At 50.1% G+C, this 24,990-nt stretch carries 22 protein-coding genes; 1 reads left to right on the top strand and 21 read right to left on the bottom strand.

Annotation, left to right across the window (positions count from 1 at the left end; genetic code table 11):
- Position 1: 1 nt before the first annotated feature.
- From rlmN to gmk, 7 genes are read right to left on the bottom strand one after another with little or no spacing between them, the layout of a single operon-like run.
- Entirely contained in the window at positions 2-1,087 is a 1,086-nt protein-coding gene (gene rlmN, locus KNO66_RS02270) for a dual-specificity RNA methyltransferase RlmN (protein ID WP_214740035.1), read from the bottom strand.
- 3 nt (positions 1,088-1,090) lie between these two features.
- On the bottom strand, positions 1,091-2,422 hold the full coding sequence (rsmB, locus tag KNO66_RS02265; RefSeq protein ID WP_214740033.1) for a 16S rRNA (cytosine(967)-C(5))-methyltransferase RsmB: 1,332 nt from the start codon (positions 2,420-2,422) through the stop codon (positions 1,091-1,093).
- Positions 2,409-3,809: a methionyl-tRNA formyltransferase gene (fmt, locus tag KNO66_RS02260; protein ID WP_214740031.1), complete on the bottom strand. Its 1,401-nt coding sequence runs from the start codon at positions 3,807-3,809 to the stop codon at positions 2,409-2,411. Before fmt ends, rsmB begins: the two co-directional genes overlap by 14 nt.
- A gap of 11 nt (positions 3,810-3,820) precedes the next feature.
- Complete coding sequence (priA, locus tag KNO66_RS02255; RefSeq protein WP_214740030.1) at positions 3,821-6,145, bottom strand: primosomal protein N'; 2,325 nt, start codon at positions 6,143-6,145, stop codon at positions 3,821-3,823.
- Positions 6,142-7,332, bottom strand: coding sequence for a bifunctional phosphopantothenoylcysteine decarboxylase/phosphopantothenate--cysteine ligase CoaBC (coaBC, locus tag KNO66_RS02250; protein ID WP_214740028.1), 1,191 nt, complete (start codon positions 7,330-7,332; stop codon positions 6,142-6,144). Before coaBC ends, priA begins: the two co-directional genes overlap by 4 nt.
- A gap of 58 nt (positions 7,333-7,390) precedes the next feature.
- Positions 7,391-7,600 (bottom strand): DNA-directed RNA polymerase subunit omega, encoded by a 210-nt coding sequence (gene rpoZ / locus KNO66_RS02245; RefSeq protein ID WP_015881337.1) that lies wholly within the window; start codon positions 7,598-7,600, stop codon positions 7,391-7,393.
- Positions 7,600-8,247 carry a guanylate kinase gene (gene gmk, locus KNO66_RS02240; RefSeq protein ID WP_031421596.1) on the bottom strand — a complete coding sequence of 216 codons (648 nt, stop codon included), beginning with the start codon at positions 8,245-8,247 and terminating at the stop codon, positions 7,600-7,602. The genes rpoZ and gmk overlap by 1 nt, the downstream gene beginning before the upstream one ends.
- Positions 8,248-8,378: 131 nt before the next feature.
- Between gmk and KNO66_RS02235 the strand changes: the two genes are divergently transcribed.
- Positions 8,379-10,067: an Rqc2 family fibronectin-binding protein gene (locus tag KNO66_RS02235; RefSeq protein ID WP_214740026.1), complete on the top strand. Its 1,689-nt coding sequence runs from the start codon at positions 8,379-8,381 to the stop codon at positions 10,065-10,067.
- A 40-nt stretch (positions 10,068-10,107) separates the two neighbouring features.
- Here KNO66_RS02235 and KNO66_RS02230 read toward each other — a convergent pair whose 3' ends face one another.
- The 14 genes from KNO66_RS02230 to lspA form a co-directional block, all read right to left on the bottom strand.
- Positions 10,108-11,046, bottom strand: coding sequence for an FUSC family protein (locus KNO66_RS02230; RefSeq protein ID WP_214740024.1), 939 nt, complete (start codon positions 11,044-11,046; stop codon positions 10,108-10,110).
- Positions 11,043-11,873, bottom strand: a complete 831-nt coding sequence (locus KNO66_RS02225) for a DUF4097 family beta strand repeat-containing protein (RefSeq protein WP_214740022.1) — start codon at positions 11,871-11,873, stop codon at positions 11,043-11,045. Before KNO66_RS02225 ends, KNO66_RS02230 begins: the two co-directional genes overlap by 4 nt.
- Before the next feature lie 89 nt (positions 11,874-11,962).
- Positions 11,963-12,589 (bottom strand): orotate phosphoribosyltransferase, encoded by a 627-nt coding sequence (gene pyrE / locus KNO66_RS02220; RefSeq protein WP_214740020.1) that lies wholly within the window; start codon positions 12,587-12,589, stop codon positions 11,963-11,965.
- Positions 12,573-13,277 (bottom strand): orotidine-5'-phosphate decarboxylase, encoded by a 705-nt coding sequence (gene pyrF / locus KNO66_RS02215; RefSeq protein ID WP_214740018.1) that lies wholly within the window; start codon positions 13,275-13,277, stop codon positions 12,573-12,575. Before pyrF ends, pyrE begins: the two co-directional genes overlap by 17 nt.
- Positions 13,252-14,178 (bottom strand): dihydroorotate dehydrogenase, encoded by a 927-nt coding sequence (locus KNO66_RS02210; protein ID WP_214740016.1) that lies wholly within the window; start codon positions 14,176-14,178, stop codon positions 13,252-13,254. The genes pyrF and KNO66_RS02210 overlap by 26 nt, the downstream gene beginning before the upstream one ends.
- Positions 14,175-14,894, bottom strand: a complete 720-nt coding sequence (locus KNO66_RS02205; protein WP_214740014.1) for a dihydroorotate dehydrogenase electron transfer subunit — start codon at positions 14,892-14,894, stop codon at positions 14,175-14,177. Before KNO66_RS02205 ends, KNO66_RS02210 begins: the two co-directional genes overlap by 4 nt.
- The gene (carB, locus tag KNO66_RS02200; RefSeq protein WP_214740012.1) at positions 14,891-18,094 is read right to left on the bottom strand and encodes a carbamoyl-phosphate synthase large subunit; all 3,204 of its coding nucleotides are present in this window, start codon (positions 18,092-18,094) and stop codon (positions 14,891-14,893) included. Before carB ends, KNO66_RS02205 begins: the two co-directional genes overlap by 4 nt.
- A gap of 1 nt (position 18,095) precedes the next feature.
- Positions 18,096-19,178 carry a carbamoyl phosphate synthase small subunit gene (locus tag KNO66_RS02195; protein ID WP_214740005.1) on the bottom strand — a complete coding sequence of 361 codons (1,083 nt, stop codon included), beginning with the start codon at positions 19,176-19,178 and terminating at the stop codon, positions 18,096-18,098.
- Entirely contained in the window at positions 19,156-20,436 is a 1,281-nt protein-coding gene (locus tag KNO66_RS02190; RefSeq protein WP_214740003.1) for a dihydroorotase, read from the bottom strand. The genes KNO66_RS02195 and KNO66_RS02190 overlap by 23 nt, the downstream gene beginning before the upstream one ends.
- Entirely contained in the window at positions 20,433-21,347 is a 915-nt protein-coding gene (locus KNO66_RS02185; protein ID WP_214740001.1) for an aspartate carbamoyltransferase catalytic subunit, read from the bottom strand. The genes KNO66_RS02190 and KNO66_RS02185 overlap by 4 nt, the downstream gene beginning before the upstream one ends.
- 129 nt (positions 21,348-21,476) lie before the next feature.
- Positions 21,477-22,781, bottom strand: a complete 1,305-nt coding sequence (locus tag KNO66_RS02180) for a uracil-xanthine permease family protein (RefSeq protein ID WP_214739999.1) — start codon at positions 22,779-22,781, stop codon at positions 21,477-21,479.
- A gap of 48 nt (positions 22,782-22,829) precedes the next feature.
- Positions 22,830-23,387 (bottom strand): bifunctional pyr operon transcriptional regulator/uracil phosphoribosyltransferase PyrR, encoded by a 558-nt coding sequence (gene pyrR / locus KNO66_RS02175; protein ID WP_251125751.1) that lies wholly within the window; start codon positions 23,385-23,387, stop codon positions 22,830-22,832.
- 174 nt (positions 23,388-23,561) lie between these two features.
- The gene (locus KNO66_RS02170) at positions 23,562-24,473 is read right to left on the bottom strand and encodes an RluA family pseudouridine synthase (protein WP_214739995.1); all 912 of its coding nucleotides are present in this window, start codon (positions 24,471-24,473) and stop codon (positions 23,562-23,564) included.
- On the bottom strand, positions 24,473-24,946 hold the full coding sequence (gene lspA / locus KNO66_RS02165; RefSeq protein WP_214739992.1) for a signal peptidase II: 474 nt from the start codon (positions 24,944-24,946) through the stop codon (positions 24,473-24,475). Before lspA ends, KNO66_RS02170 begins: the two co-directional genes overlap by 1 nt.
- Positions 24,947-24,990 lie beyond the last annotated feature (44 nt).

The raw sequence follows: 24,990 nt of genomic DNA, 5'->3' as shown, positions 1-24,990 counted from the left end.
ATTACCTCGTTTCTTGTTCGCGCTCCTTCGCCCGAAGCTGTCCACAAGCGGCATCGATATCCGATCCTTGTTCGCGACGAATCGTCACGTTCACGTTGCGGTCTTTGAGCACTTTTTCGAAGGCAAAGATTTGAGCACGCGGTGTCCGTACATAGTCACGTTCGAGTACATGGTTGACGGGAATCAAGTTGACGTGACATTTGATTCCTTTTAAAAGATCTGCCAACAGATGAGCATATTCTTCCGTATCGTTGACACCACCGAAGAGTCCATATTCAAACGTAATCCGGCGACCGCTCTTCTCCGTGTAATAACGGACTGCGTCCATCAATTTGTCCAAGTCAAAGGCACGGTTGATCGGCATGAGCTTGGTGCGCAATTCAGTCGTTGGTGCGTGAAGTGAAATGGCGAAGTTGATTCGCATCCCTTCATCAGCAAACTTGTAAATCTTCGGAACAATCCCACTCGTTGATACCGTGATATGTCGTGCTCCGATGTTGAGTCCGTTGTCATGGTTGACGGTGCGCAAGAAACGCATCAACTCATCATAGTTGTCGAACGGCTCACCAATCCCCATGACGACAATTGAGTCGACACGTTCGCCTGTGGCATCTAATGCGCGTTGTACGTCAAGAACTTGAGCCGTGATTTCTCCAGCCTCTAAGTTCCGTTTCAAGCCACCGAGTGTTGAGGCGCAGAACGTACATCCGATCCGACACCCAACCTGTGTTGTGACACAAATCGAGTTCCCGTATTCATGACGCATGAGAACCGTCTCAATCGAATAGCCATCTTGAAGTTCGAACAAGAATTTGATGGTACCGTCTTGTGACTCTTGCTTGACCAATTCTTTTAGCGTCGTCAATTGGAACGATGCTTCTAATTTGTCACGGAGGGCTTTCGGAACGTTCGTCATGTCGTCAAATGATGTAACCCGTTTGACGTACATCCAATCATATAATTGTTTCGCACGGAATGCCTTTTCTCCTGCTTCCATCACCCATGCTTCGAGTTCTGGGAACGTCAACGAATAAAGTGACGGTTTTGCGCCTAAGAGCGGATTTTTTTCTACTGCTTTTGGATTCATGTTTTATACCTCTTTCTTAAATGCGGCGATATAGAAGCCGTCGGTTCCGAATGTCGTCGGTAATAGTTTTAATTCAGCACGGTCCGGTGTCATGTTCGGACGAACAGATTGTGGGAGACGCCCCGTGAGCGTGTTGTCCCAGACCAGTCCTTTCGACAAAATGTAGTCAGCCTGGGTCTCATTTTCAGACGGGTCGATCGTACATGTCGAGTAAACTAGCGTACCACCTGGCTTGAGCAGTGGCAATACGGCATCGATGATTTGTCTTTGGATGTTTGGTAGGTTTTCAAGCTGGGTTTTATCCTTCGTCCACTTAATATCTGGTTTTCGGCGAATGACGCCAAGGCCAGAACAAGGGACATCTAAAAGGATTCGGTCAAAGCTTTCTTTTTCAAACCGTTCACCTGCTAAACGAGCATCAAGGGCAAGTGCGGTCACTCCATTGATGTGTAGACGTTTGGCTTGTTGGTCGATTAATTTTGCCTTGTGAGGATGTAAGTCAAGAGCGGTGAGCGATCCACCTTCCATCCGTTCAGCCGTATGCATCGCCTTGCCACCTGGCGCAGCACATGCATCCAAAATAACATCGTCTTTTGACACGCCAAGCGCATCCGCGACGATCATGGAACTCTCATCCTGAATGGATAGGAGACCTTCCTCGATGAACGGGGTCGAATGGATGTTCCCTGATTCCACGACGAGTCCATCTGCCGACAGTTCCGAACGTGACGTCAACACACCAGCATCAGCCAATCGGTTCATCATCTCGTCCACTGAAATGCGCTTCCGGTTGACTCGAATCGTGACAGGGGCAGGCTCATTGTTCAATTGACAAATCGCTTCTGCCGTTTCAACGCCATATAACTCAATCCAATCTGATACGATCCATTCCGGATGACTGTGCTCAATGGCGATTCGTTCTGCATCAGTCAAGCTACTAAAGTCCGGAAACCCTTCCCGAAGCACATTGCGTAACACGCCGTTTACGAATTTGCTCGTCCCGAGGTGATGCCCTCGTTTCTTCGCGATTTCGACGGCTTCATGTAAGACGGCCCGGTCAGGTACTTTATCTAAATAGAAGAGTTGGTAAACGCTCATCCGAAGAAGTGGAAGGACAAATTTGTCGAGCTTCTTCGGAGAACGGATTCGGTCTTTCAATATATAATCGAGCGTTCCTTTTCGGCTAAGCGTCCCATATACGAGTTCGGTATAGAGACCGACATCTTTTGGGGCAACTTTTTTTTGTTTCAATGTGTCATTGACGGCAATCGTCGAATACGCGCCGCCTTGTTCAATTTTCATCAGCGTATCAAGCGCTGCTTCACGTACGTTCATGAGTTCCTCCTAATCGGTCGCCACTGCGTAGCTTTTGTCCTGCGCCACGCATAAAGGTTGCACCATCCATCCGTTTCTTGCCTGCGGGCTGTAAATCGGTGACCTTGATGGCAACATCGTTTCCTGTCGCCACGACAAATCCGTCATCTTCAAGGCGAATGACTTCTCCCGGCTGTCCCGTACCTGTCGTCTTCTCACCCATAAACAATTTCACACGTTCGCCCTCAAGCGTTGAATAGGCCGTCGGGAACGGATTCATTCCTCGAATATGGTTGTAGATAGACTCGCCATCCATTGTCCAATCAATCTGTTCACGCTCACGGCTGATATTCGGAGCAAACGTCACATCACGCTCGTCTTGAGGCACTGCCTCAATCCACCCTTCTAAAAACGCGGGAAGCGTTCGAATGAGCAAATCACTTCCAGCTACAGCCAGCTTATCAAACAATGACCCGACCGTATCCGTTTCTTCAATCGGAACGATCGTATTGGCAATCATGTCACCTGCATCTAATTTGTCGACCATATACATGATGGTTACCCCTGTCTCCGATTCTCCATCGATGATGGCTTGATGGATCGGGGCACCTCCACGATATTTCGGAAGAAGGGAAGCATGGACATTGATGGCTCCGTGAGGCGGTGCCTCAAGTAAAGCAGGCGGTACGATTTGACCGTACGCTGCTGTCACAATCAAATCGGGCTTCAACTCTAAAATGTCTGCATAGTCTGTTCGAACTTTTTCAGGCTGCAACACGGGAATACCGTGACGAAGCGCACACTCTTTCACCGGTGTCGGCTTGAGTTCACGTTTACGCCCGACCGGTTTATCCGGTTGTGATACGACACCTACGACATTGTATCCTTCTTCAAGCAGTCGCTCAAGTACCGATACGGCAAATGTCGGTGTTCCCATGAAAACAATCCGCTTGTCTTTTCCAGGGTTTGGAACAGCGATCTTGTCTGTGAACAAGACGCCATCCAAATGATCCATTTCATGTTGAATCGCACGGGCGAAAAAACCGCTCGCTTGAATCGTATGGGTGCGTCCTTTCAAGTCTTGGTTTTTCACAACGATTGACTCATGACGTTCGACAAATCCAAATTCACCTGGAATGCTTAAGCATCCCTCTAGTCCAACTTCTCGACCTGATGCTTCAATGATTTCCGGGTTAATCAAGACGAGTGGTCCCGTCTCGTCGTCGGTATGGACGACTGCGAGTCGTTGATTCAAATTGACTTGCGGTGCCGCGACGCCGACTCCGTCATACTCATACATCGTATCAAACAAACGGTCGACCGTTTGACGTAATTTTTTATCAAATTTCGTCACCGGTTCGCATGTTACGCGTAAAATGTCATTTGGTACTTCTACTACTTTATACATTTCTCTCCACCTCACATGAATACGTATGGGTTCACATCGATACTCATTTGATATTCTTTCTTACTGATTGCTTTCGCTCTCGCTTGTTGTAATCGTGCTAGCTCTGCATAAAGCGATTCAGGTTGTTTCGTTTTAATGAACACTTGATAACGATAAGCGTTCTTTAATTTTGATAACGGTGCCGGCATCGGTCCGTTCAAACGGCTATTTTCCACTTGTGCGTGTAAAAAGTCAGATGCGAACAGTTCTGCCTCAGCCTTGGCGACGAGCGGGTTTTCCGCAGAGAACGTGACCAGCGTCAAAAACCAATACGGTGGATGGTTTCCGACTTGTCTGAGTCCCATCTCTTTGGCAAAGAACGTCTCATAATCATGTTCACTCGCCGTCTCGATCACATAATGGTCCGGGTTATACGTTTGAACGAACGCCTCACCCGGAAGTTTTCCGCGCCCTGCTCTTCCTGCTACCTGGGTGACGAGTTGGAAGGTCCGTTCTGTCGCCCGAAAATCAGGCATGCCGAGCGTCGCATCGGCTGCGAGCACCCCGACAAGTGTGACGTTCGGGAAATCGAGTCCTTTGGCGATCATCTGCGTACCAAGTAAGATGTCGGCCTCCCCTTCTTCGAAACGGCGCAACAACTGTTCATGCGACCCTTTCCGTGACGTCGTGTCCTGATCCATTCGAATGATGCGAGCCTCCGGAATTCGGTTCAACAGTTCCGTTTCGATTTTCTGGGTACCTGATCCGAACTGTTTGATTTTCTTGCTATTACAGGATGGACACGTCGACGGCATACCGACCTCGTAACCACAATAGTGGCACTTCAACCGATCTCCATACTGATGATATGTCAAATTGACGGCACAATGCGGACATGTCATGCCTTCACCGCAGTCCCGGCACATGACGAACGTCGTGAACCCACGACGGTTCAATAAAATGACGCATTGCTCTTTTTTCTTGATCCGGTCGAGAATGCCTTGGAACAATTCCTCTGAGAACATCGTCGTATTGCCTTTGGCCAATTCACGGCGCATATCAATGATATGAACGGGTGGCATCTCGCCACCGTATCGTTCTTTCAAATGCAGATAGCGATAGACGCCTTTCTGTGCCCGGGCATACGATTCGAGCGACGGAGTGGCACTGCCCAATACAACAGGACATCCATGATAGCGAGCCCGCCAAATAGCGACATCGCGCGCATGATAGCGCGGGTTCTCCTCTTGCTTATACGTCGTCTCATGCTCTTCATCTAAGATGATCAGACCGAGTCGGTCGAGCGGGGCAAAGATAGCAGAACGGGCACCGACGACAACGTCGACTTCATTCCGTTTAATCTTACGCCACTCATCGTACTTTTCACCTTTAGACAAGGCGCTATGCAACACGGCGACCCGATCGCCGAAACGACGCTTGAAGCGCTTGACCATCATCGGCGTCAAACTGATCTCAGGGACAAGTAAGATGGCTTGTTTCCCTTCATCGATGACTTGTCCGATTGATTCTAAATAGACCTCGGTCTTCCCGCTCCCCGTCACGCCATGAACGAGCAACGTCTCACCGGCATCTGCCTCGTGAATGGCCAAGACTGCACTTGCCTGACTGTCGTTCAATTGAACGGATTCCTCGACCTGTTCGATTGTCGCGTACGGGTCACGATTCAATTCCACTTTGGTCAGTCGCACCGCTCCGATGTCTTCAAGCTTTTGAAGTTGAGGGCGAGTGAGACCAATTTGACGGAGTGCCGACCAATACATGCGTGGCGTCTCTTCTAGCTGTTGAATCGCTTCGAGTTGTTTTTTGGCACGCTTCGAAACGACGGTTGCATCAAGCAGTTCAACAACGATATCTGTTTTAAATGTCTTCTTTTCTTTCAGGACAGGTGCGAGGGTCAGTTCCCCTTTTTTAGCGAGTTCAAGAATGACCGATTGGACGTCTTTCGGATATTCCGATAAATGCGTCCCTAAACGAACCCCGTCAGGGACATGCCCCTCTTTAATTTCTTTATCGTAACTGACCTTGAGCGCTGCTGGTAGCATCGCAAGCAGGGCGGATGAACGAAAGCATAACGTCGTCTCTTTCACATGAATGGACAAGTCAAGTAACTCATCCGTAAGAGAAGATTCTTCATCTAATAAGGCTTCGAGCGGCTTCAATCCATCCCTCGTCCCGTCCGACGTGCCGACGACGATTCCGAGCAGACGTCGTGAACCGAACGGGACAGAGACGCGCATTCCGGGTTCAATCAACGACTCGAACTGTTCCGGCACTTCGTAATCAAATGGACGATCAATCGTAATTACCGGTGCATCAACGTGTACATGTGCAATCATCGGACCGCTTCCTTAAATTGTGTGAGCAGTTCGAACGCCAACGCCTTCTTCGATTGCTTTGGTAGACTAAGTGTCGTCCCGTCCGCACGGAACAAGACGACCTCATTGTCGTCTGCTCCAAATCCGACGTCACTTGATGACACATCGTTCGCGACGAGAAAATCGACGTTCTTTCGTTTCAACTTCGCAGCTGCATGCTCCTCGAGTCTCTCCGTTTCAGCTGCAAAACCGACCAACACTTGATGGGTCTTCTTCTCACCGAGTGATTTTAAAATGTCTGTCGTTTCTTCAAGTTCGATTGTGAGTGGACCATGCACTTTCTTATGCTTCTCTGCATGAACTGTTTTCGGACGATAATCCGCGACTGCCGCCGACTTCACGACGAGGTCTGAAGCCTCAAAGCGGCTCGTCACTTCGCGCAGCATCTCTTCACTTGACTTGACAGGAACCGCTGTCACGCCATCTGGGACCGGAACTTGGAGCGGGCCATGGACAAGCGTGACACGGGCACCCATGTCACGTGCCACTTCTGCTAGTGCGACGCCCATTTTTCCAGAAGAGTCATTTGATAAGTAACGGACGGGGTCAATACGTTCCACCGTCGGTCCAGCCGTAATCAACACGTCTTTTCCAAGATACAGTTTCGGGACGAACTGGCTTTCAATGATGCGTACTAAGTCTTCCGGTTCTGGTAGACGTCCCCCACCAATCCATCCACAAGCCAAGTTGCCGACACCCGGTTCAATCAACTGATAACCGTATGACTTTAATGTCTCAATATTCCGCTGCGTGGCAGGATGTTCGAGCATGTTCACGTTCATGGCCGGTGAGACGATGACTGGGCACTTTGCAGCAAGTATGGCCGTCGTGATGAAGTCGTCTGCAATCCCGTTCGCTAATTTTGCGATCGTGTTCGCAGTTGCAGGAGCGACGACAATCAAGTCACTCGAGTCGACGACATCAATATGTGCGATTTTTGTCGGGTCATGCTCTTCAAACACGTCCGTGTAGACCGGGTTTCGACTGAGCGCCTGGAAGGTCGCCTGACCCACGAATTGTTCTGCCGACTTCGTCATCGCGACGCGAACATTCGCTCCGGCTTGAACCAATTTCGATGTGAGGGCACACGCCTTGTAGGCGGCAATTCCACCACTCACGCATAACAAAATAGTACGATCCTTCACCATTCCCAAACTCCCCCTTATAGACAATGAGACCCAAGTCGCAAACGACTTGGGTCACACTTCATCCGTTGTTTTTTTCGTTCACGATGATTGTCGTATCACCCGAAAATAGTTCTTCTAACGCTTGACCGACCGGCTTATATGATTTTGGCTCGGCGACTTTCGGTGCTTTTCCATCTTGAATCTGACGCGCCCGTTTCGCAGCGACCGTTACGATCGTGTATTTTGACGGGATAGTACGTTGTAAGGCATCAATCGAAGGGTATAACATTAAATGACCTCCATCATGGCTTTTTTATAGAGTGACGCAACACGTTCACGTTTACAATGCTCAGCTGTCACGATCGCTTTAATCCGATCGATGGCTTTGTCAACCTCGTCGTTCGTGACGACATAGTCGTAAGCGTCCATCAATTCGATTTCTTCACGCGCGACGAGAAGGCGTTGTTTAATAACTTCTTCTGACTCCGTGCCTCGTCCGATCAGACGATTGCGAAGTTCTTGAAGGCTTGGTGGTGCCAAGAATAAAAAGACGGCTTCTGGAAGAAGTTCTTTTACTTGGAACGCTCCTTGCACCTCGATTTCAAGAATGACATCTTGACCGCTTTCGAGCGTTTCACGCACCCACTCTACAGGCGTCCCGTAATAGTTACCGACAAACTCGGCATGTTCAAGCAGTTCTTTTTGTTCGATCATCCGTTCGAACTCTTCTCTTGATTTGAAGAAGTAATGCACTCCTTCAACTTCCCCTTCACGTGGCTTTCGCGTCGTCGCCGACACCGAATATTGAAGGTTATTGTCCTCTTCTTCGCGAAGAGCACGGCAAACGGTTCCTTTTCCGACACCGCTCGGTCCAGACAAAACGATTAATAATCCTCGTTCTTTAAAATTCACTGCAAGCCCTCCATCTTCTAACATCACATTTAATTATAATAGCAGTCAATCAATTGTCCCGGCAAGAAGAAGTTCGGATTTCCTACTCCATCGTACCATATTTTCTGTTTTTCTGATAACGTAGAGACAGAAAATGAACAAAGGTGATGAGATCATTGGCTTATGATGGATTAATGACATATCGTGTCGTACAAGAATTACAATCGCTCGTCGGAGGGCGAATCAACAAGGTACATCAACCGTATTCGCTCGATTTGATGATTCAAGTTCGTTCGAATCGTCAAAACGCGCAACTCTTGATATCAGCAAACGCGATGTATGCCCGTCTTCAGTTGACGGATACACCGATTAAAAACCCGCAAGAACCACCGATGTTTTGCATGATGCTCCGTAAACATGTGGAAGGTGGCTTCATCACGGCAATCGAACAAATTGGCCGGGACCGTGTCATCGTCATTTCCGTTCGTTCTCGGAACGAGCTCGGCGATGAAGAGTCGAAGAAAGTATACATCGAATTGATGGGACGCCACTCGAACGTCGTCTTGACGACGGAGGAAGGCAAGATTTTAGATGCAATCAAGCATCTCCCACCTTCACAAAACACGTATCGAACCATCATGCCGGGGAGTGACTATCTCCTTCCGCCGGAACAACATAAATTCGATCCGTTATCTGATTTGACGGAAGGGTTGAAACGCATCGACTGGAATGCCGGCAAGCTCGATAAACAGATTGTCTCCACGTTCGCCGGCGTCAGTCCACAAATCGCACAGGAAGTCGTACATCTTGCAAAGATGCCTAACCGCGATTCCGTTCAACAGGCGTTCGAAAACGTCCTTCGTCAACTCGAAGGTCCTTATGTATTCCAACAACTTGCGAATGGTAAAGAACGGTTCGCTCCGATTGCGTTGACAGCCGGGGACATCGAAACTGAAGAAATGTATAAGTCGAGTCAAGAAGTCCTCGACCGTTTCTACTATGAAAAAGCGAACCGAGACCGTGTCAGACAACAAGCACACGATGTCGAACGACTATTAAAATCAGAGCTTGAAAAAAATCTGCTGAAGCGACGCCGTCTTTTAGATGACTTGAAAGCGACGGAACGGGCGGATGAGTTACAAAAATACGGAGAGTTGTTGACGACATATTTGTTCCAACTCGAAAAAGGGATGCGGGTCGCCGAAGTCGTCGATTATTATGACGAGAACGGTGCGACCATCTCCATTCCACTCGACCCGCTCAAAACACCGAATGAGAACGCTCAGCAATACTATAAAAAATACAACAAACTGAAAGTCGCGAAAGTCGAAGTAAAGAAACAGCTTGAACTGAACGATGCGGAGATTGCGTACCTAGAAACACTCATCGCGCAACTCGACGTCGCATCACCGTCGGATCTGCTCGAGATTCGGGAAGAACTCGCAGAAGAAGGATACATCCGTCAAAAGCGTCAAAAGAAAAAAGCGAACCCGAAGATTTCACTCGAAGCATACACCTCTTCAACGGGCACAGAATTCTTTGTCGGGAAGAATAATACACAAAACGACCACCTCACATTCAAATTTGCGCGTCGTGACGAGATTTGGTTACACGTCAAAGACATCCCAGGTTCTCACGTCATCATTCGTTCGACGGAACCGGATGAGACGACACTAGTCGAAGCCGCATCAGTCGCAGCCTACTACTCGAAAGCACGTGCGTCGAGTGGCGTCCCTGTTGATTACACGCGTGCTCGCTTCGTGAAAAAACCGAGCGGTGCGAAACCAGGGTTCGTCATCTATACGGATCAACAGACCGTCTACGTGACTCCAGATGAGCAATTGATGAAGTCTTTGAAACAGTGATAAATGAAAACCCGCCATGGTTCATGGCGGGTTTTCATGTTTATGATGTGGGATCATGTTTAAACGCTTCGAGCTGTTCATGATAGTCGAGCAAATGCCCGTGTAAAATTTCTGAAACGGATAAATCTTCGTGCGGTAGTTTGAAAAGTGAATAGGGTTTGTCACATGTATACAGAATATCGTGATGGTGCGCTAATAAATACAGAAACTCAGATTCGAACGCTTGACGCTCTTCCTCGCTCATCAATAGGAACGCTTCTTTATGTTCAGCCAAACTCTCTAACAAAAGGACAAGCTTGTCTTCTAAATGAATCAATAAGCGATACTGCTTGATTGTCATATACTTCAATTTGACGTTCGTCACTTTCATATCCTCTTGGAGCATCATATGAAGCTCTTGATGGCCGAGAATGCGAGCTCGCGTATCTAACAGTTCTGCCGGAGAACCGACGAGTTCTCGCCAATGATGAAACAGATAAGAAGAAGTCTTTCGTACCTCGTTCAACAACCGGTCCTCATAACGAGGAGGCATGAACGCGTAATTGACACCGAGTGAGACGAACACACCGACCGCCGTCAATAACGAACGGGTCCACGCATAATGGAAGAAATCCGAAGTGGGACTTTCGAGCATCATAACGATGGCAAACGCCGCATACGTCGACATGTGGGTCTTATCGAACGTCGTGTTAAGTGTAAGCGAGACGATGACGGCCAACCCAATCGAGAGCGGATTGACACCGAACAAATAGACGATGAAAAGTCCACACATGAGACCGACGACCGTTCCGAATATACGACTGAAGACGATTTTTGAAGAACGCTTAACAGTCGGTTGCATCGCCACGACAGCTGCAATAGCGCCCATTCCCGAGTAAATCCCAAAAATGTACCATGAAATCGCGACGGTAATCGTGACGGCAATCCCTGTTTTTAACGTACGTAACCCGACTTTCGGGATGTATCGTTTTTCATTCATTTCAGTTCGACCTTTCCTGTTTCAGAAATCAGTTCAACAATCGGTCGATTCGATGTCGACAACTGATACACCCCTGGTTCAACTTCTTCGTAGCGATCACTACTCGAAACTTTACCTGCGGTGGTCACGTTCACTTGACCGGTCGCATGTTTCGGCGTGTAGCTAAGCGTTCCGGCTTCTGTTTGAATTGTCATCGCTTGATTGACGACGACATCACTCACCGTCGCATGACGATAAGAACGAATATCCCCGGTCACGAGTCTCGCAGATTCAATCGTCGTGTCACTTTTTGACTCGATTCGCAGGCGGTCACTATCGATTTGCTTCAAGTTGACGGCATTGACGTTCATGACAATGGTCTTCGCGTTTAATCCTTGCCCGGTCACTTGTTCTGCATCGAGATGAATCGATGTCATCGAGCTAGGCAACGAGACACGGATTTTGTATCGCGATGGTTCGTCGCTTGCTCGGCTACCGAAATAGCTGAACCATCCATAACGCTCGACGATATAGATGGTATCTCCGACCGATTTGACTTTGATTCGACGTTCTTTCGAGTTCGTCTGCATCACTTCAATTTGAACTTTTTCATTTGGACTTCGCACAAATTCAACGTTCCCATGATGGGTTTCGAGTCGTAACTTTTTCATTTGATATCGGTCTTCATACTGGTCTCCTAGCGCTAACAAATGACTGAATACAAATAAATTCACGAAAAAGAGCGCTGGGATGATGGTCAAGACGAGACCGAAGGCGATTTTACGATGTTTGGGAATGGAACGGAATCGTGCCCCCCATGTTTTTTCTTTGCTTCTTGAATACGCCATATGCCTCTCCTTTTTAAATCACTTTCATTATTTTACCACGAAGTATGACATAAGCCGAATTGAAAAAGAATCCGCCCGAGGGTGGATTCTTAAGAGGTGACGAGATTGCTCCAAGCGCGAGGGTCTTGTTGCCACTCACGGAGTGACTCCAGTTCTGAACGTGTGAGAACGCCTGTCGTTTCTGCCACTTCAATTAATTCCGAGAACGTCGTCAACGATGTCGCCGTCAGGTCTGCATCGGCTAGATTCTTCTGGAGAACCGGCAATCCGTACGAGAAGATGGCTTGAATACCAGTGACTTCACCACCTGCCGCACGAATCGCTTGGGCTGCATCGATACTCGACATACCCGTCGATAACAAATCTTCGATCACGAGCACACGTGCCCCGTTGTCGAGTTTCCCTTCGATTTGATTTCCTTTCCCGTGCCCTTTCGCACTCGAACGGACATAAATGAACGGGAGACCGAGTCGGTCGGCGAGCAATGCCCCGTGAGGAATCCCTGCCGTTGCTGTCCCTGCGATCACATCGACTTCGGTCGGATTGACTGACTTCACCAATCCATCGACGATGACTTGACGTACTTCTGGATAACTGAGTGTGAGCCGATTATCGCAGTAGATGGGACTCTTCAAGCCGCTCGACCATGTATACGGCTCAGTCGGTGAAAGTGTGACGGCCTCAATCTGTAAAAGTGCCTCAGCGATTTGTTTCATATAGTTGTCCCCATTCCTTCATGAATTGGTTGTACATAGCCATCGGTTCAGCTGCACGTGTAATCGGTCGGCCGACGACGATCGAGTGAACGCCCGCCAGTTTCGCGTCTCGTGGCGTCGCGATGCGAACTTGATCATCATCTGTTTCACCGAGTCGGATACCTGGCGTGACTGTCATGAACGTATCCCCGAGTTTCTGATGAATCGCTTTCGCTTCTTGAACGGATGCGACCACTCCGTCAAGTCCCGCCTGCTTCGCAAGTGTCGCTTGTCTGAGAACAGCTTGATCGAGTCGTCCGGCAATACCGAGCTCTGTCTGCATCATTCGTTCATCTGTCGACGTCAACTGTGTGACCCCAATCAATTGAGTGGTATCAGTCGCTTGACGTAACCCGTCTAACGCATAGCGCATCATCTTTTCTCCACCTAACGTGTGGACATTCGTCACAGCCACACCGAGCTTTCCGATTTGTCGCATCGTTCGACGAGCCGTCTCCGGGATATCGTGTACTTTTACATCTAGAAAGACCGGGTAACCCTCGTCGACCAATTCTTCGACAAAGCGCGCACCTTCTCGATAAAAGAGTTCCATCCCGACTTTAACAGCCGGTCGGTTTGAAAAATGTTTTAACAATTGAAACGCTTCGTCCCGCGTTTCCACGTCAAGGGCGAGATACAAGTTGCGCATATGCCTTCCCCCTCACATCCAAAATATGTTCGATTCCGAGTGAATCGAGTCGTGCCGGTAATGCTTCGATGATTTCCTGACAGACGTATGGATTTTCAAAGTTTGCCGTCCCAACGGCAACGGCAGACGCTCCAGCATAAATAAACTCAAGCACATCGTCGACCGTTCGCACCCCGCCCATGGCGATAATCGGGATATCGACCGCTTGCGCGACTTCATACACCATTCGAATGGCCACCGGTTTGATGGCCGGACCGGATAACCCACCGATTCGGTTCGCCAAGATTGGTTGCCCGGTCTGAATATCGATCCGCATCCCGACGAGTGTGTTGATCATCGTCAATCCGTCCGCGCCGGCCGCTTCGACGGCTCGCGCCATGTCGGTGATCGACGTGACGTTCGGAGAAAGTTTGACATAGACCGGCTTACTCGAAGCCGCTTTGACGAGTCTCGTCAGTTCTGCCGCCATCACCGGATCCGTCCCGAACTGCATGCCCCCACATTTCACGTTCGGACATGAGATGTTCAATTCGATGGCTTTAATCGTCGGGTCGGCGCTGATTCGACGAGCGACTTCCACGTATTCATCTGGCGTCGAACCGGCAACATTAGCAATGATTTCCGTGTCGAACGTCGAGAGGAATGGTAATTTTTCTTCGATGATTGCATCGACGCCTGGATTTTGAAGCCCGATCGCGTTCAGCATGCCCTGTGCCGTTTCGGCGACACGTGGGGTCGGATTACCGAATCTCGACTCCTCCGTCGCCGCCTTGATCATGATACCTCCTAAAATGGAGAGGTCATATAGTTTCGCAAATTCCTCTCCAAATCCGAAACATCCGGAAGCCGGAATAATCGGATTTTTTAAATGAAGACCTGGTAAATCGACATTCAATCTCATAACAGCACCTCTTCCGCATTGAATACCGGTCCATCGCTACATACTTTCACATAGCCCTCCGGTGCTTGACAGACACAGGCAAAACAAGCGCCAATGCCACAACCCATCCGATTTTCAATTGAGATGTAACGCTCCGGAATCGGTGAAGCGGCGACCGCCTTCAACATCACTTCCGGACCGCAGCTGAATAAGACGTCCGCCTCGATGCGTGCGAGTGGACCCGTGACGAAGCCAGACTCCCCGTGACTGCCGTCTACTGTCGTGATGATGGTCTCACCAAGTTCACGAAAGGCTTCTTCATAAAAGACACTTTCTTTTGAATCAAACCCAAGAATCGCAATCGTTTCAATCCCCATCTCATGGAGTTTGCGTCTGACATAGTATAGAGGTGGGACCCCAATTCCTCCTCCGACCAGGACGACCCGCTTTCCTTGTTGGGCAAGTGGGAAACCGTTCCCGAGCGGACCAAGGACGTCTAGCGTGTCCCCAATACGTTTCCCCGCCAGCTCAGTTGTCCCTTCCCCAATCACTTTGTATAAGAAGGTAACTTCGTCCCCCTCGACGTTCGCCACCGATAACGGTCGACGTAACAGACCGGACGTCTTGATGTGAAAGAACGTCCCAGGGGCGATCTCCACCCCAGGGCAACGTACTTTCATCTCCATCGTCGCTTTTGCGATTTGCCGGTTACTGACAATCGTCACGTCATGTCTCATACCATCACCCCGAACGTTGTGAATGCCGGGATGCTGACCGTTTGGAACGATAAGCTTTCAATGACTTGTAGTAGCGCTTCGACCGTGTCGAGCGATGTGAGGCAGAGCGTACCTTGTTCGGCGGCTGTACGGCGAATCAAGAAGCCATCTTTCGTGACGAGTGCGTCGCGACTCGTCGTATTGATGATCAAGTCGACGTCTCCTCGCTCGATCACGCTGAGCATCGTCTCACCGTCTTCTTGAATCTTCCCGACTCGACGGACGCGCATCTGTTCCGCTTCGAGACGTTCAGCCGTCCCACTCGTTGCCATGAGTCGGAAACCGAGGCGGTCGAATCGTTTGGCTAAGGCAATCGCCTCATCCTTGTCGTGATCCGCAATCGTCATGAGCACGTTTCCTTTTAAGGCGATGTTCATCCCTGCTGCGACAAGACCTTTATAGAGCGCTTTTTCAAGTGTCCGATCTGTTGCCATGACTTCCCCTGTCGACTTCATCTCAGGTCCGAGCGATGGATCGACTTCTTTCAATTTCGCGAACGAGAAGACCGGGACTTTAACCGAAATGCTGTCCGACTCAGGATGGATGCCCGTCCCAAGACCGAGTTCTTTCAAGCTTGTTCCGAGAATCGTTTGTGTCGCAATCCGCGCGACCGGTAACCCTGTCACTTTCGAGATGAATGGAACCGTCCGGCTCGCACGCGGGTTCACCTCGATGACGTACAAATCATCTGCATAGACGAACTGGATATTGAGAAGCCCTTTAATGCGGAACGCCTTCGCCAACTTGATCGTATAATCGACGACTTTTTGCTTCAATTCATCACTGAGTCGTTGTGGCGGATATACGGCAATCGAATCACCTGAGTGTACGCCGGCCCGTTCGATATGCTCCATGATGCCTGGGATATAGACGTCTGTCCCGTCACAGATGGCATCGACTTCGATCTCAATCCCCGTTAAATAGCGATCGATTAGGACCGGGCGATCTTTCGAGGCGATGACGGCGTTTCGCATGTAACGCTCGAGCTCCGACTGTTCATACACGATCTCCATCGCCCGTCCGCCGAGCACGTATGATGGTCGGACGAGTACCGGATAGCCGAGTTCGTTCGCACATTCGACGGCCTCTTCCACGTTCGTCGCCGTCTTTCCTGGTGGTTGCGCCAATCGTTCAGCGGACAAGGTAGCCTCGAACGCCTTCCGGTCTTCGGCACGGTCGATATCTTCTAATGACGTTCCGAGAATTTTTACGCCGTTCGCTTCGAGCGATGCCGCTAAGTTGATGGCGGTCTGTCCACCGAATTGGACGATGACGCCGAGCGGGTTCTCGTTATCGATGACTTCTAACACATCTTCCGTCGTCAACGGCTCGAAGTATAAGCGATCGGAGATGGAGAAGTCCGTCGAGACCGTCTCTGGGTTATTGTTGATGATGATGGCTTCATATCCCGCATCTCGAATGGTTTGAATCGAGTGCACGGTCGCATAATCAAATTCGACACCTTGTCCGATTCGAATCGGACCCGACCCGAGGACGAGGATGGATTCACGGTCTGTCTTCACCGCTTCGTTCTCCACTTCATACGTCCCGTAGAAATACGGTGTCTCCGATGCGAATTCCGCCGCACACGTATCGACCATTTTATATACAGGTCGAATGTTCCATCCATGACGTTGCGAACGAATTGTCTCAACGTCTGTCTCTAGGATTCGGGCGATGGCGACGTCACTGAAACCAAGTCGCTTCACGTCGAGCAAACGTTCTGACGTCAATGGCTCCGATGCTAGTTGTTGCTCGGCTTTCCAGATCCGGTTTAATTTCTGTAAGTAGAATCGATCGATTTTTGTCAGTTGATGTAGCGTTTTTACCGTGTACCCGCGACGTAGTGCCTCATAGATGATGAACATACGCTCGTCTGTCGGATGAATGAGTCCATGCTCGAGCTGTTCTGTGTCCAGCGCTTGAAGTTGTGGGACATAAAGTTCTTCCATACCCAGTTCGAGCGAACGAACGGCTTTTAACAGAGCCTCTTCTAAATTCCGACCAATGGCCATGACCTCACCCGTCGCCTTCATTTGTGTGCCTAAGCGGCGATCCGCGGACTCAAACTTGTCGAAAGCGAAACGTGGGATTTTGGCGACGACGTAATCGAGCGCCGGTTCGAACGAGGCGTAGCTCGTCTCGGTGACCGGGTTTTTTAGTTCTGACAACTTGTAGCCGACAGCGACTTTCGCAGCAAGCTTGGCAATCGGATAGCCAGTCGCTTTTGATGCGAGCGCCGAACTTCGTGACACACGTGGATTCACTTCGATGACGTAATATGTGAAACTGTCCGGGTCGAGTGCGAATTGGATGTTACATCCTCCTTCAATCCCAAGTGCCCGAATGATATCGAGCGATACGCTCCGTAACATTTGATAATCCCGATCCGACAACGTCTGCGTCGGTGCGAATACGATCGAGTCACCAGTGTGGACTCCGACCGGGTCAAAGTTTTCCATCGCACAGACGATGATGGCTTGGTCACTCGAGTCACGCATGACCTCAAACTCGACTTCTTTCATCCCGGCAATCGATTTCTCGAGCAAGACTTGCGTCACAGGACTTGCCTTCAATCCGGATTCAACGATTTGCTCGAACGATTCCCGGTCATGGGCAATCCCTCCCCCGGTTCCCCCGAGCGTGTACGCAGGCCGGATGATAATCGGATACCCGATCTGTTCCGCAAATCCCCAAGCAGACTCGAGTGTATGAACAATCTCACTTTCAGGTACGCCGTGACCAAGTTCGAACATCAAGTTACGGAACTGTTCCCGGTCCTCTGCCTGAACGATCGCAGACAGTTTCGTCCCGAGTAGTTCCACGCCGCAATCTCGCAAGACGCCCCGTTTGTCGAGTTCAAATGCCAAGTTCAATCCCGTCTGACCGCCGAGCGTGGCAAGGAGGGCATCAGGACGTTCCTGACGAATGATTCGTTCGACGAATTCTGGTTCGAGCGGTTCGATATAGACACGATCCGCTGTCGTCGGATCCGTCATGATAGTGGCCGGATTCGAGTTGACGAGGATGACTTCGTAGCCTTCTTCTTTCAAGGCAAGACATGCCTGTGTACCAGCATAATCAAACTCCGCTGCTTGTCCGATTACAATCGGTCCTGATCCGATTACGAGGATTTTCTGAATATCTGGTCGTTTTGGCATGTCAAATTCCTACTTTCTGTTTGTTTTCTTGTACGAGTTGCATGAAACGGTCAAATAAGTCGTTGGCATCGAACGGTCCCGGTGCTGCCTCGGGATGATACTGTACCGAGAAGGTCGGATGATGGAGATGTCTTACCCCTTCAATCGTTCCGTCATTGACCGCACGATGTGTCACGATGAGCGGTGTATCGAGCAGTGACGTTTCCTCTACCGCATATCCATGGTTTTGAGAAGTGATGGTCACGGCACCTGTCTCAAGCTCGAGCACCGGATGATTCGCGCCACGATGTCCGAACGGAAGCTTGAATGTATTCGCACCGTTTGCGAGGGCAATCAGCTGATGACCGAGACAAATCCCGAACATTGGTGTCGTCGGCATGAGTTGCTCGATGAGCGGCAATGCAGTCGGAACGTCTTTAGGGTCTCCTGGTCCATTTGATAACATAATGCCGTCTGGCTCGTACCGTAATACCTCTTCTGCCGTCACATCATGCGGGAAGACGATGACTTCACAGTCGCGTTTCATCAACTCGCGCATGATTCCGAGTTTCGCGCCAAAGTCGATCAAGGCGATACGTGGTCCCGTTCCCGTACTCACATACGTCCGTTTCGTCGAAACACGTGCGACTTGGTCGTTCGGAGACAGTTCGTTAAAGCGAGACTGTACCTCGTCCCATGTCAATTCACCATCGACGAGGACACCTCGCATGACACCTTGCGCCCGTAAGTGACGTGTCAACATTCGTGTATCGATATCCGAGAGTCCTGGAATGCCGAAGCGAGTGAGTGTTGCATCGAGTGTCGTCGTTGAACGGAAGTTCGATGGCGTATCGCATACTTCTTTTACGATTAACCCTTTCGCCACCGGAACTGTCGTTTCAAAATCCTCGCGATTGACACCATAGTTTCCGATCAACGGGTTCGTCAGGACAATCATTTGGTCGCAGTACGACGGATCCGATAAGATTTCTTGATATCCTGTCATCCCTGTCTGAAAGACGACTTCACCCATCGTATCAGCGGGTGCCCCGAACCCTTTCCCGACAAATTTCATTCCATCCTCAAGCCATAATGTTCGTTTCATCAAATCGCCCCTTATATACAATTTCGCCACCGACCATCGTCATGACCGGCCATCCGACAAGTTGTTTCCCCGTAAAAGGTGTGTTCTTCCCTTTCGAATAGAACGTCGACGGATCCACCACCCGCGTCGTTTCTGTATCAATCAGTACCAAATCGGCATCCGCCCCAACTTTCAGTTCCCCTCTTGATAATCCGAACACGTCGCTCGGGCGTTTCGTCATCCAATCAATCAACTGATGTTCTTCCATGACGCCGGTTTCCACAAACGTCGTGTAGAGAAGCGGGAATGCCGTCTCGAAGCCGGTAATCCCGAATGGTGCACGTTCCATCCCCTGTGCCTTCTCTTCTGCTGTATGAGGAGCATGGTCCGTTGCAATCATGTCGATCGTTCCATCGAACAATCCTTCGAGAAGCGCCTGTCGATCGTCCTCGCTTCGGAGCGGCGGGTTCATCTTGAAGTTTGCATCGAGTCCTGGGATATCATCTTCACTCAAGACGAGGTGATGTGGCGTCACTTCAGCAGTCACACGAATGCCGGCACGCTTCGCATCCCGAATGACACGAACCGATTGGCGGGTTGAGACGTGACAGACGTGATAATGACAACCTGTCTCTTCGGCGATCAACACGTCGCGAGCGATATGAATGCTCTCCGCAAGACTCGGAATTCCTTGAATGCCATGCGCCTCACTGAATTTGCCCTCGTGGACCGATCCCGCCTTCAACGTATTGTCTTCACAGTGGGCGACGACCGCTTTGTTCAATCGTTTCGCTTCTCTCATCGCTTGTCGCATCATCGCCGCCGATTGGACACCGACCCCGTCATCTGTGAAGGCAAAGGCATCTGCGAGCGATTCCATGTCGACCTGTTCCTCACCGAGCTGTCGTTTCGTGATGGCCGCGTAAGGAAGGACTCGGACGACTGCATCTTGATCGATTTTTTGGAGGAGGACGTCCATCGTCTCGCGATTGTCCGGTACCGGTCTCGTGTTTGGCATCGAGCAGATGGTCGTGAATCCGCCTGCCGCAGCAGCCATCGTTCCCGTCTGAATCGTCTCTTTCACCTCGCCTCCCGGTTCACGCAAGTGGACATGGACATCGACGAGTCCTGGTGTGAGCAGATAGCCTGATGCATCGATGATTTCTTGCCCCGCGCCCTCCCCCATATAGTCGAGTGATTCGATCTTTCCGTCCTTCACTAGAATAGATGTCGTGCGTTTCGTTCCCTCGTCATACCATGTCGCGTTTTGAAGTATCATTGTTGTCCTCCTAATGCTCGATTTAAAATGCTCATGCGTGCATAGACGCCGTTCTTCATTTGCGGGAAGATGCGTGACCGCTCATGTTCAATCAGACTTCCGGCAATCTCTACATCCCGATTGACCGGAGCCGGGTGCATGATAATGGCGCCTTCTTTCATTCGCTCGACGCGTTCGACCGTCAAACCGAACTGTGTGTGATACTCCTCTTTTGAGAAGACGTCTCCCATGATGTGACGCTCATGCTGTACACGAAGTAACATGATGACGTCACATTCACCTAAAATGTCATCGAGTTCTTTTCGCTCTAGTCCCATTGAATCGTCCCACCAAGAGATGGGGCTACAACCGACCACGTTTGCCCCAAGTCGTTTCAAGACGCTCGCATTCGAGCGGGCGACCCGACTATGGACGAGGTCGCCACAGATGGCGACGTTCAACCCTTGAAACGTTCCGAACTCTTCAAAGATGGTAACGAGATCGAGCAACGATTGGGATGGATGTTCCCCGCTCCCGTCCCCTCCGTTCAACACCGGGATATTTAGTTTCTCGACGAGTTCGTGATAATAGCCTGCTTCCGGATGTCGAATGACGAGCGCGTCCACACCGATGGCTTCGAGCGTTTTGCACGTATCGTAGAGCGTTTCGCCTTTTGTGACCGATGACGTCGTCACATCGAATGGAATCTCTTGCATGTTCAAATGGCGCTCGGCCATTTGAAACGAGTTTTTCGTGCGCGTCGAATTTTCAAAGAACAGGTTCGCTACCGTCTTCCCGTCAAATAATGGAGGCAGATCTCCTTGTTTGTAGCGCAACGACTCTTCAATCATGCCCATGATCTCCTCAAGGGAAAGTGTGTCCAAACTGACGAAGTGTTTGACCGGTTTTACGTTTGTCTGCATCGTATTCATGTTCGTCTCCTCCTTTAGTTAGAGGCAAAGAGAAAAGGCGTCTCTTCACCGATGTGAAGGGACGCCTTTATCTGGGCAGGGTACACCCAAATAAACGAGCCTTCACTTTGCCGACCTCACGGGATCGAATTAAAAGTTACTTGCTTGTTTCGTTTCTTCAGTTGTGTTGATGTCGACCGCTGTTTCCTCTTCTTCTTTCGGCAAGATCGCGTTCAATAAAATACCGACGACTGTCGCGAGCGCCATCCCTTGTACCGGGAAGCTACCGATTTGAACCATCGCACCACCGAGCCCGATGACGAGGATGACCGACGAGATGATCAAGTTGCGTTTCTCTGCCAAGTCGACTTTGCTCTCTACCATCGTCCGTAACCCGTTTGACGCGATGACACCGAACAAGAGGATTGAGATTCCACCTTTGACCGGGTTCGGGATGGTCGAGATGAATGCTTCGATATGACCGAGGAATCCGAAGCTGATGGCCATGAGCGCCGCTCCAGCGATGACGTAGACACTATAAACTCGCGTGATGGCCATGACGCCGTTGTTCTCACCGTAAGTCGTACACGGTGGTCCACCGAGTGCGGAGGCGACCGCTTTTCCTACCCCGTCACCGAGTAGCGTGCGATGGAGACCCGGATCTTTCATCGTCTCTCGTCCGATGATTTTCGACGTGACCATCTGATCACCGATGTGCTCCGTCATTGTGACGAGGGCGACCGGTACGATTGCAAGGAGTGCACCGACTTGCCACATCGGCATGTAGTCGACGAACACCATCGTGAAGTCAGGGAGTTGGAACAAGCTCGCTTGTTGAATCGGTGAGTAATCGATGATTCCAAATGCTGCGGCAATCCCGTAGCCCCCGACGATTCCAAAAAGGATCGGAACCGCTCCCCAGACACCTTTTAGCTTTGTCATGGCGAGCATTGTGATTCCAAGCGTCAATAGAGCGATGACCATGAATGTTCCGTTGTACGCACCATTTTGATTCATCGACATGTCGATGGCGACCGGAGCGAGCGAGAGGCCGATGACCATGATGACCGGTCCAACGACGACTGGTGGAAGCAATCGGAGCAACCAATTGACGCCCGTCTTATAGATGATCAAGGAGACGACGCCGTATACCGAACCGGCGGCGATACCGCCAAAGAGCGCGGCTTCGACACCCCATTGCTGGCTGACCGCTATGATTGGGGCGATGTAGGCAAAACTTGAACCTAAGTATGTCGGGACTTTGAAGCGAGTAATCGCTAAGAATGAGAGCGTGGCCACTCCGGAAGCGACGAGGGCGACCGATGTATTTAATCCAGTCAAAATCGGGACTAAAATCGTCGCTCCGAACATGGCGAAGACGTGTTGAAGACTGAATAACAGCCATTGTGGAAAGTGAGCTGGACGCTCGTGGATGTGTAGAACAGGTTGTTTCATATTGAATTCTCCTTCCTGGCCTCTCAGGACCACCTTAAAGGTATGGGTTTAGTGCTGATGGATACTGACTTCATCCGCCGTATCGACTTCACTGAGTCGGACGACGACTTGCTCGGACTTGGACGTCGGAACGTTCTTTCCTATAAAATCTGGTCGAATCGGGAGTTCTCGATGGCCTCGATCAATCAAGACAGCGAGTTGGATATAGTCCGGACGACCATGGTCGACAAGCGCGTCCATTGCGGCACGAACCGTGCGACCTGTATACAGAACGTCGTCAACGAGGACGACCGTCTTTCCGTTGATGTCATGCGGTAATTCCGTCGCTTTCACTTCTGGGTCAAGCGACTTCTTCGATAAGTCATCTCGGTAAAGCGTGATATCGAGATTACCGAGTGCGACCGGCTTGCCTTCAATCTCTTCGATTCGGCGTGCGAGTCGGTCAGCGAGCGTTTCGCCTCTCGTTTTGATCCCGACGAGTACGACATCATCGATTCCTTTGTTTCGTTCAATGATTTCATGAGCGATTCGTGTCAAGGCTCGACGGATGGCTGACTCATCTAAAATGACTGATTGTTTCACGTGATTCCTCCTTCCAAACTTCATAAAAAAGAAGACTCCCTGATCCGACTGGAAAGGGAGTCTTCATCAAAAACGGCATACGAATGCCGGGGTTGAATTGACGTAAATGTGACCGCGGTCACAATCCTTTCACAGCCTCTCTGGACTGGGTTTAAAGGTGTTATGCTTCCTAGACTATAAATCGGAACGTGACAGAAGTCAACGTGTTTTCTCGATTTTATCTAATTTTGCGAGTTCCGCTTTGAAGTCTTCTGGGAGTGGCGCTTCGAACTCCATCCATTCTTTCGTACGTGGATGATGGAATCCGAGTGTTGCCGCATGGAGCGCTTGACCGCCTAAATCAATCGTGCGGCGTGGGCCATATTTCGGGTCACCGGCGAGCGGATGACCGATATAACGCATGTGTACGCGAATCTGGTGCGTGCGTCCCGTTTCTAATTTACACTCCACGAGCGTGAAGTCTTTATAACGTTCGAGTAAACGAAAATGTGTGACCGCTTCTTTGGCGTTCCGGTCCGTCACGGTCATGCGCTGACGATCATTTGTATCACGCCCGATTGGTGCCTCGATTGTTCCAAGTTCATGGACAAGTTCGCCGTGGACGAGCGCGATATATTCCCGTTTGATTGTCTTGTCTTTCAATTGGCTCGCAAGCGACTCGTGTGCCAAATCATTTTTGGCGACCATGAGAAGACCTGTCGTGTCCTTATCAATCCGATGGACGATTCCTGGACGTTTGACCCCATTGATGCCCGATAGGTCATCGCAATGGAAAAGTAGCGCATTGACGAGCGTTCCTGATGTATGACCGGCTGCAGGGTGAACAACCATCCCACGAGCCTTATTGACGACGATGACGTCCTCATCCTCAAAGACGATTTCGAGCGGGATGTCTTCAGGCAACACTTCGAGCTCGACCGCTTCCGGCACGTTCACTTCCACTTCATCCCCCACTTGAAGCTTGTAGTTCGCCTTCACGGCACTACCATTGACGAGGAGGGCTCCCGTCTTGATCCATTCCTGTACTTGTGAGCGTGACCATTCACCACGGTCACTGACCCACTTATCAATCCTTGCCTTTTCATCGGCGACAAAAGTATACGTTTCCATTACGATTGTCCCCTTTCTTTGTGTAATTTTTCTTCAAATAAAATCCCAACGACCATCAAGATGACCCCAAACGTGAGTGCCATATCGGCCACGTTAAAAATTGGGAAGTTGTACCCGAACGGATACGTATCGACAAAATCGACGACTTCGCCACGAAACAGGCGGTCGATAAAGTTCCCGATGGCACCGGCCAATAGTAGTCCGACACTGTATCCGAGAAGGTGATAACCTTTTACTTCTTTGTGCATGAAGTAGATCAGTCCTGCCACGACAAGCATTGTGATGACGAAGAAGAACACCATTTGTCCCTCTAACATTCCCCACGCTGCCCCTTTATTGCGATAAGACGTCCAATATAACAAATTCGGGATGACTTCAATCGTTTGCCCGATGGTCATCGTCTGTACGACCACCCATTTCGTCAATTGGTCGAGAAAAATCAAGAGTATGGCCAATCCATAATAGCGTTTCATACGCGTCTCCTTTCAAGCCGTTAAGAAACCGGAGTGGGGACGCC

It is taken from the genome of Exiguobacterium sp. s48, assembly GCF_018617395.1.
Taxonomy (GTDB): domain Bacteria; phylum Bacillota; class Bacilli; order Exiguobacteriales; family Exiguobacteriaceae; genus Exiguobacterium.
The sequence above is the reverse complement of the archived record's forward strand: the minus strand, read 5'-3'. Positions and strand labels throughout refer to the sequence as shown.

Bases quoted from the DNA above. Each gene is read 5' to 3' on its own strand.
- carB (WP_214740012.1), bottom strand. From the start codon at position 18,094: ATGCCAAAACGACCAGATATTCAGAAAATCCTCGTAATCGGATCAGGA.
- KNO66_RS02230 (WP_214740024.1), bottom strand. From the start codon at position 11,046: ATGAATGAAAAACGATACATCCCGAAAGTCGGGTTACGTACGTTAAAA.
- KNO66_RS02180 (WP_214739999.1), bottom strand. From the start codon at position 22,781: ATGAAACAACCTGTTCTACACATCCACGAGCGTCCAGCTCACTTTCCA.
- rlmN (WP_214740035.1), bottom strand. From the start codon at position 1,087: ATGAATCCAAAAGCAGTAGAAAAAAATCCGCTCTTAGGCGCAAAACCG.
- rpoZ (WP_015881337.1), bottom strand. From the start codon at position 7,600: ATGTTATACCCTTCGATTGATGCCTTACAACGTACTATCCCGTCAAAA.
- fmt (WP_214740031.1), bottom strand. From the start codon at position 3,809: ATGTATAAAGTAGTAGAAGTACCAAATGACATTTTACGCGTAACATGC.
- KNO66_RS02210 (WP_214740016.1), bottom strand. From the start codon at position 14,178: ATGAGATTGAATGTCGATTTACCAGGTCTTCATTTAAAAAATCCGATT.
- pyrR (WP_251125751.1), bottom strand. From the start codon at position 23,387: ATGAAGTTTGGAAGGAGGAATCACGTGAAACAATCAGTCATTTTAGAT.
- lspA (WP_214739992.1), bottom strand. From the start codon at position 24,946: ATGAAACGCTATTATGGATTGGCCATACTCTTGATTTTTCTCGACCAA.
- pyrF (WP_214740018.1), bottom strand. From the start codon at position 13,277: ATGCGCAACTTGTATCTCGCCCTTGACGTGGAAACGCGGGACGAAGCG.
- KNO66_RS02195 (WP_214740005.1), bottom strand. From the start codon at position 19,178: ATGAAACGAACATTATGGCTTGAGGATGGAATGAAATTTGTCGGGAAA.
- coaBC (WP_214740028.1), bottom strand. From the start codon at position 7,332: ATGGTGAAGGATCGTACTATTTTGTTATGCGTGAGTGGTGGAATTGCC.
- pyrE (WP_214740020.1), bottom strand. From the start codon at position 12,589: ATGAAACAAATCGCTGAGGCACTTTTACAGATTGAGGCCGTCACACTT.
- KNO66_RS02170 (WP_214739995.1), bottom strand. From the start codon at position 24,473: ATGGAAACGTATACTTTTGTCGCCGATGAAAAGGCAAGGATTGATAAG.
- priA (WP_214740030.1), bottom strand. From the start codon at position 6,145: ATGATTGCACATGTACACGTTGATGCACCGGTAATTACGATTGATCGT.
- gmk (WP_031421596.1), bottom strand. From the start codon at position 8,247: ATGTTAGAAGATGGAGGGCTTGCAGTGAATTTTAAAGAACGAGGATTA.
- KNO66_RS02190 (WP_214740003.1), bottom strand. From the start codon at position 20,436: ATGATACTTCAAAACGCGACATGGTATGACGAGGGAACGAAACGCACG.
- KNO66_RS02225 (WP_214740022.1), bottom strand. From the start codon at position 11,873: ATGGCGTATTCAAGAAGCAAAGAAAAAACATGGGGGGCACGATTCCGT.
- rsmB (WP_214740033.1), bottom strand. From the start codon at position 2,422: ATGAACGTACGTGAAGCAGCGCTTGATACGCTGATGAAAATTGAACAA.
- KNO66_RS02205 (WP_214740014.1), bottom strand. From the start codon at position 14,894: ATGAGACATGACGTGACGATTGTCAGTAACCGGCAAATCGCAAAAGCG.
- KNO66_RS02185 (WP_214740001.1), bottom strand. From the start codon at position 21,347: ATGAATACGATGCAGACAAACGTAAAACCGGTCAAACACTTCGTCAGT.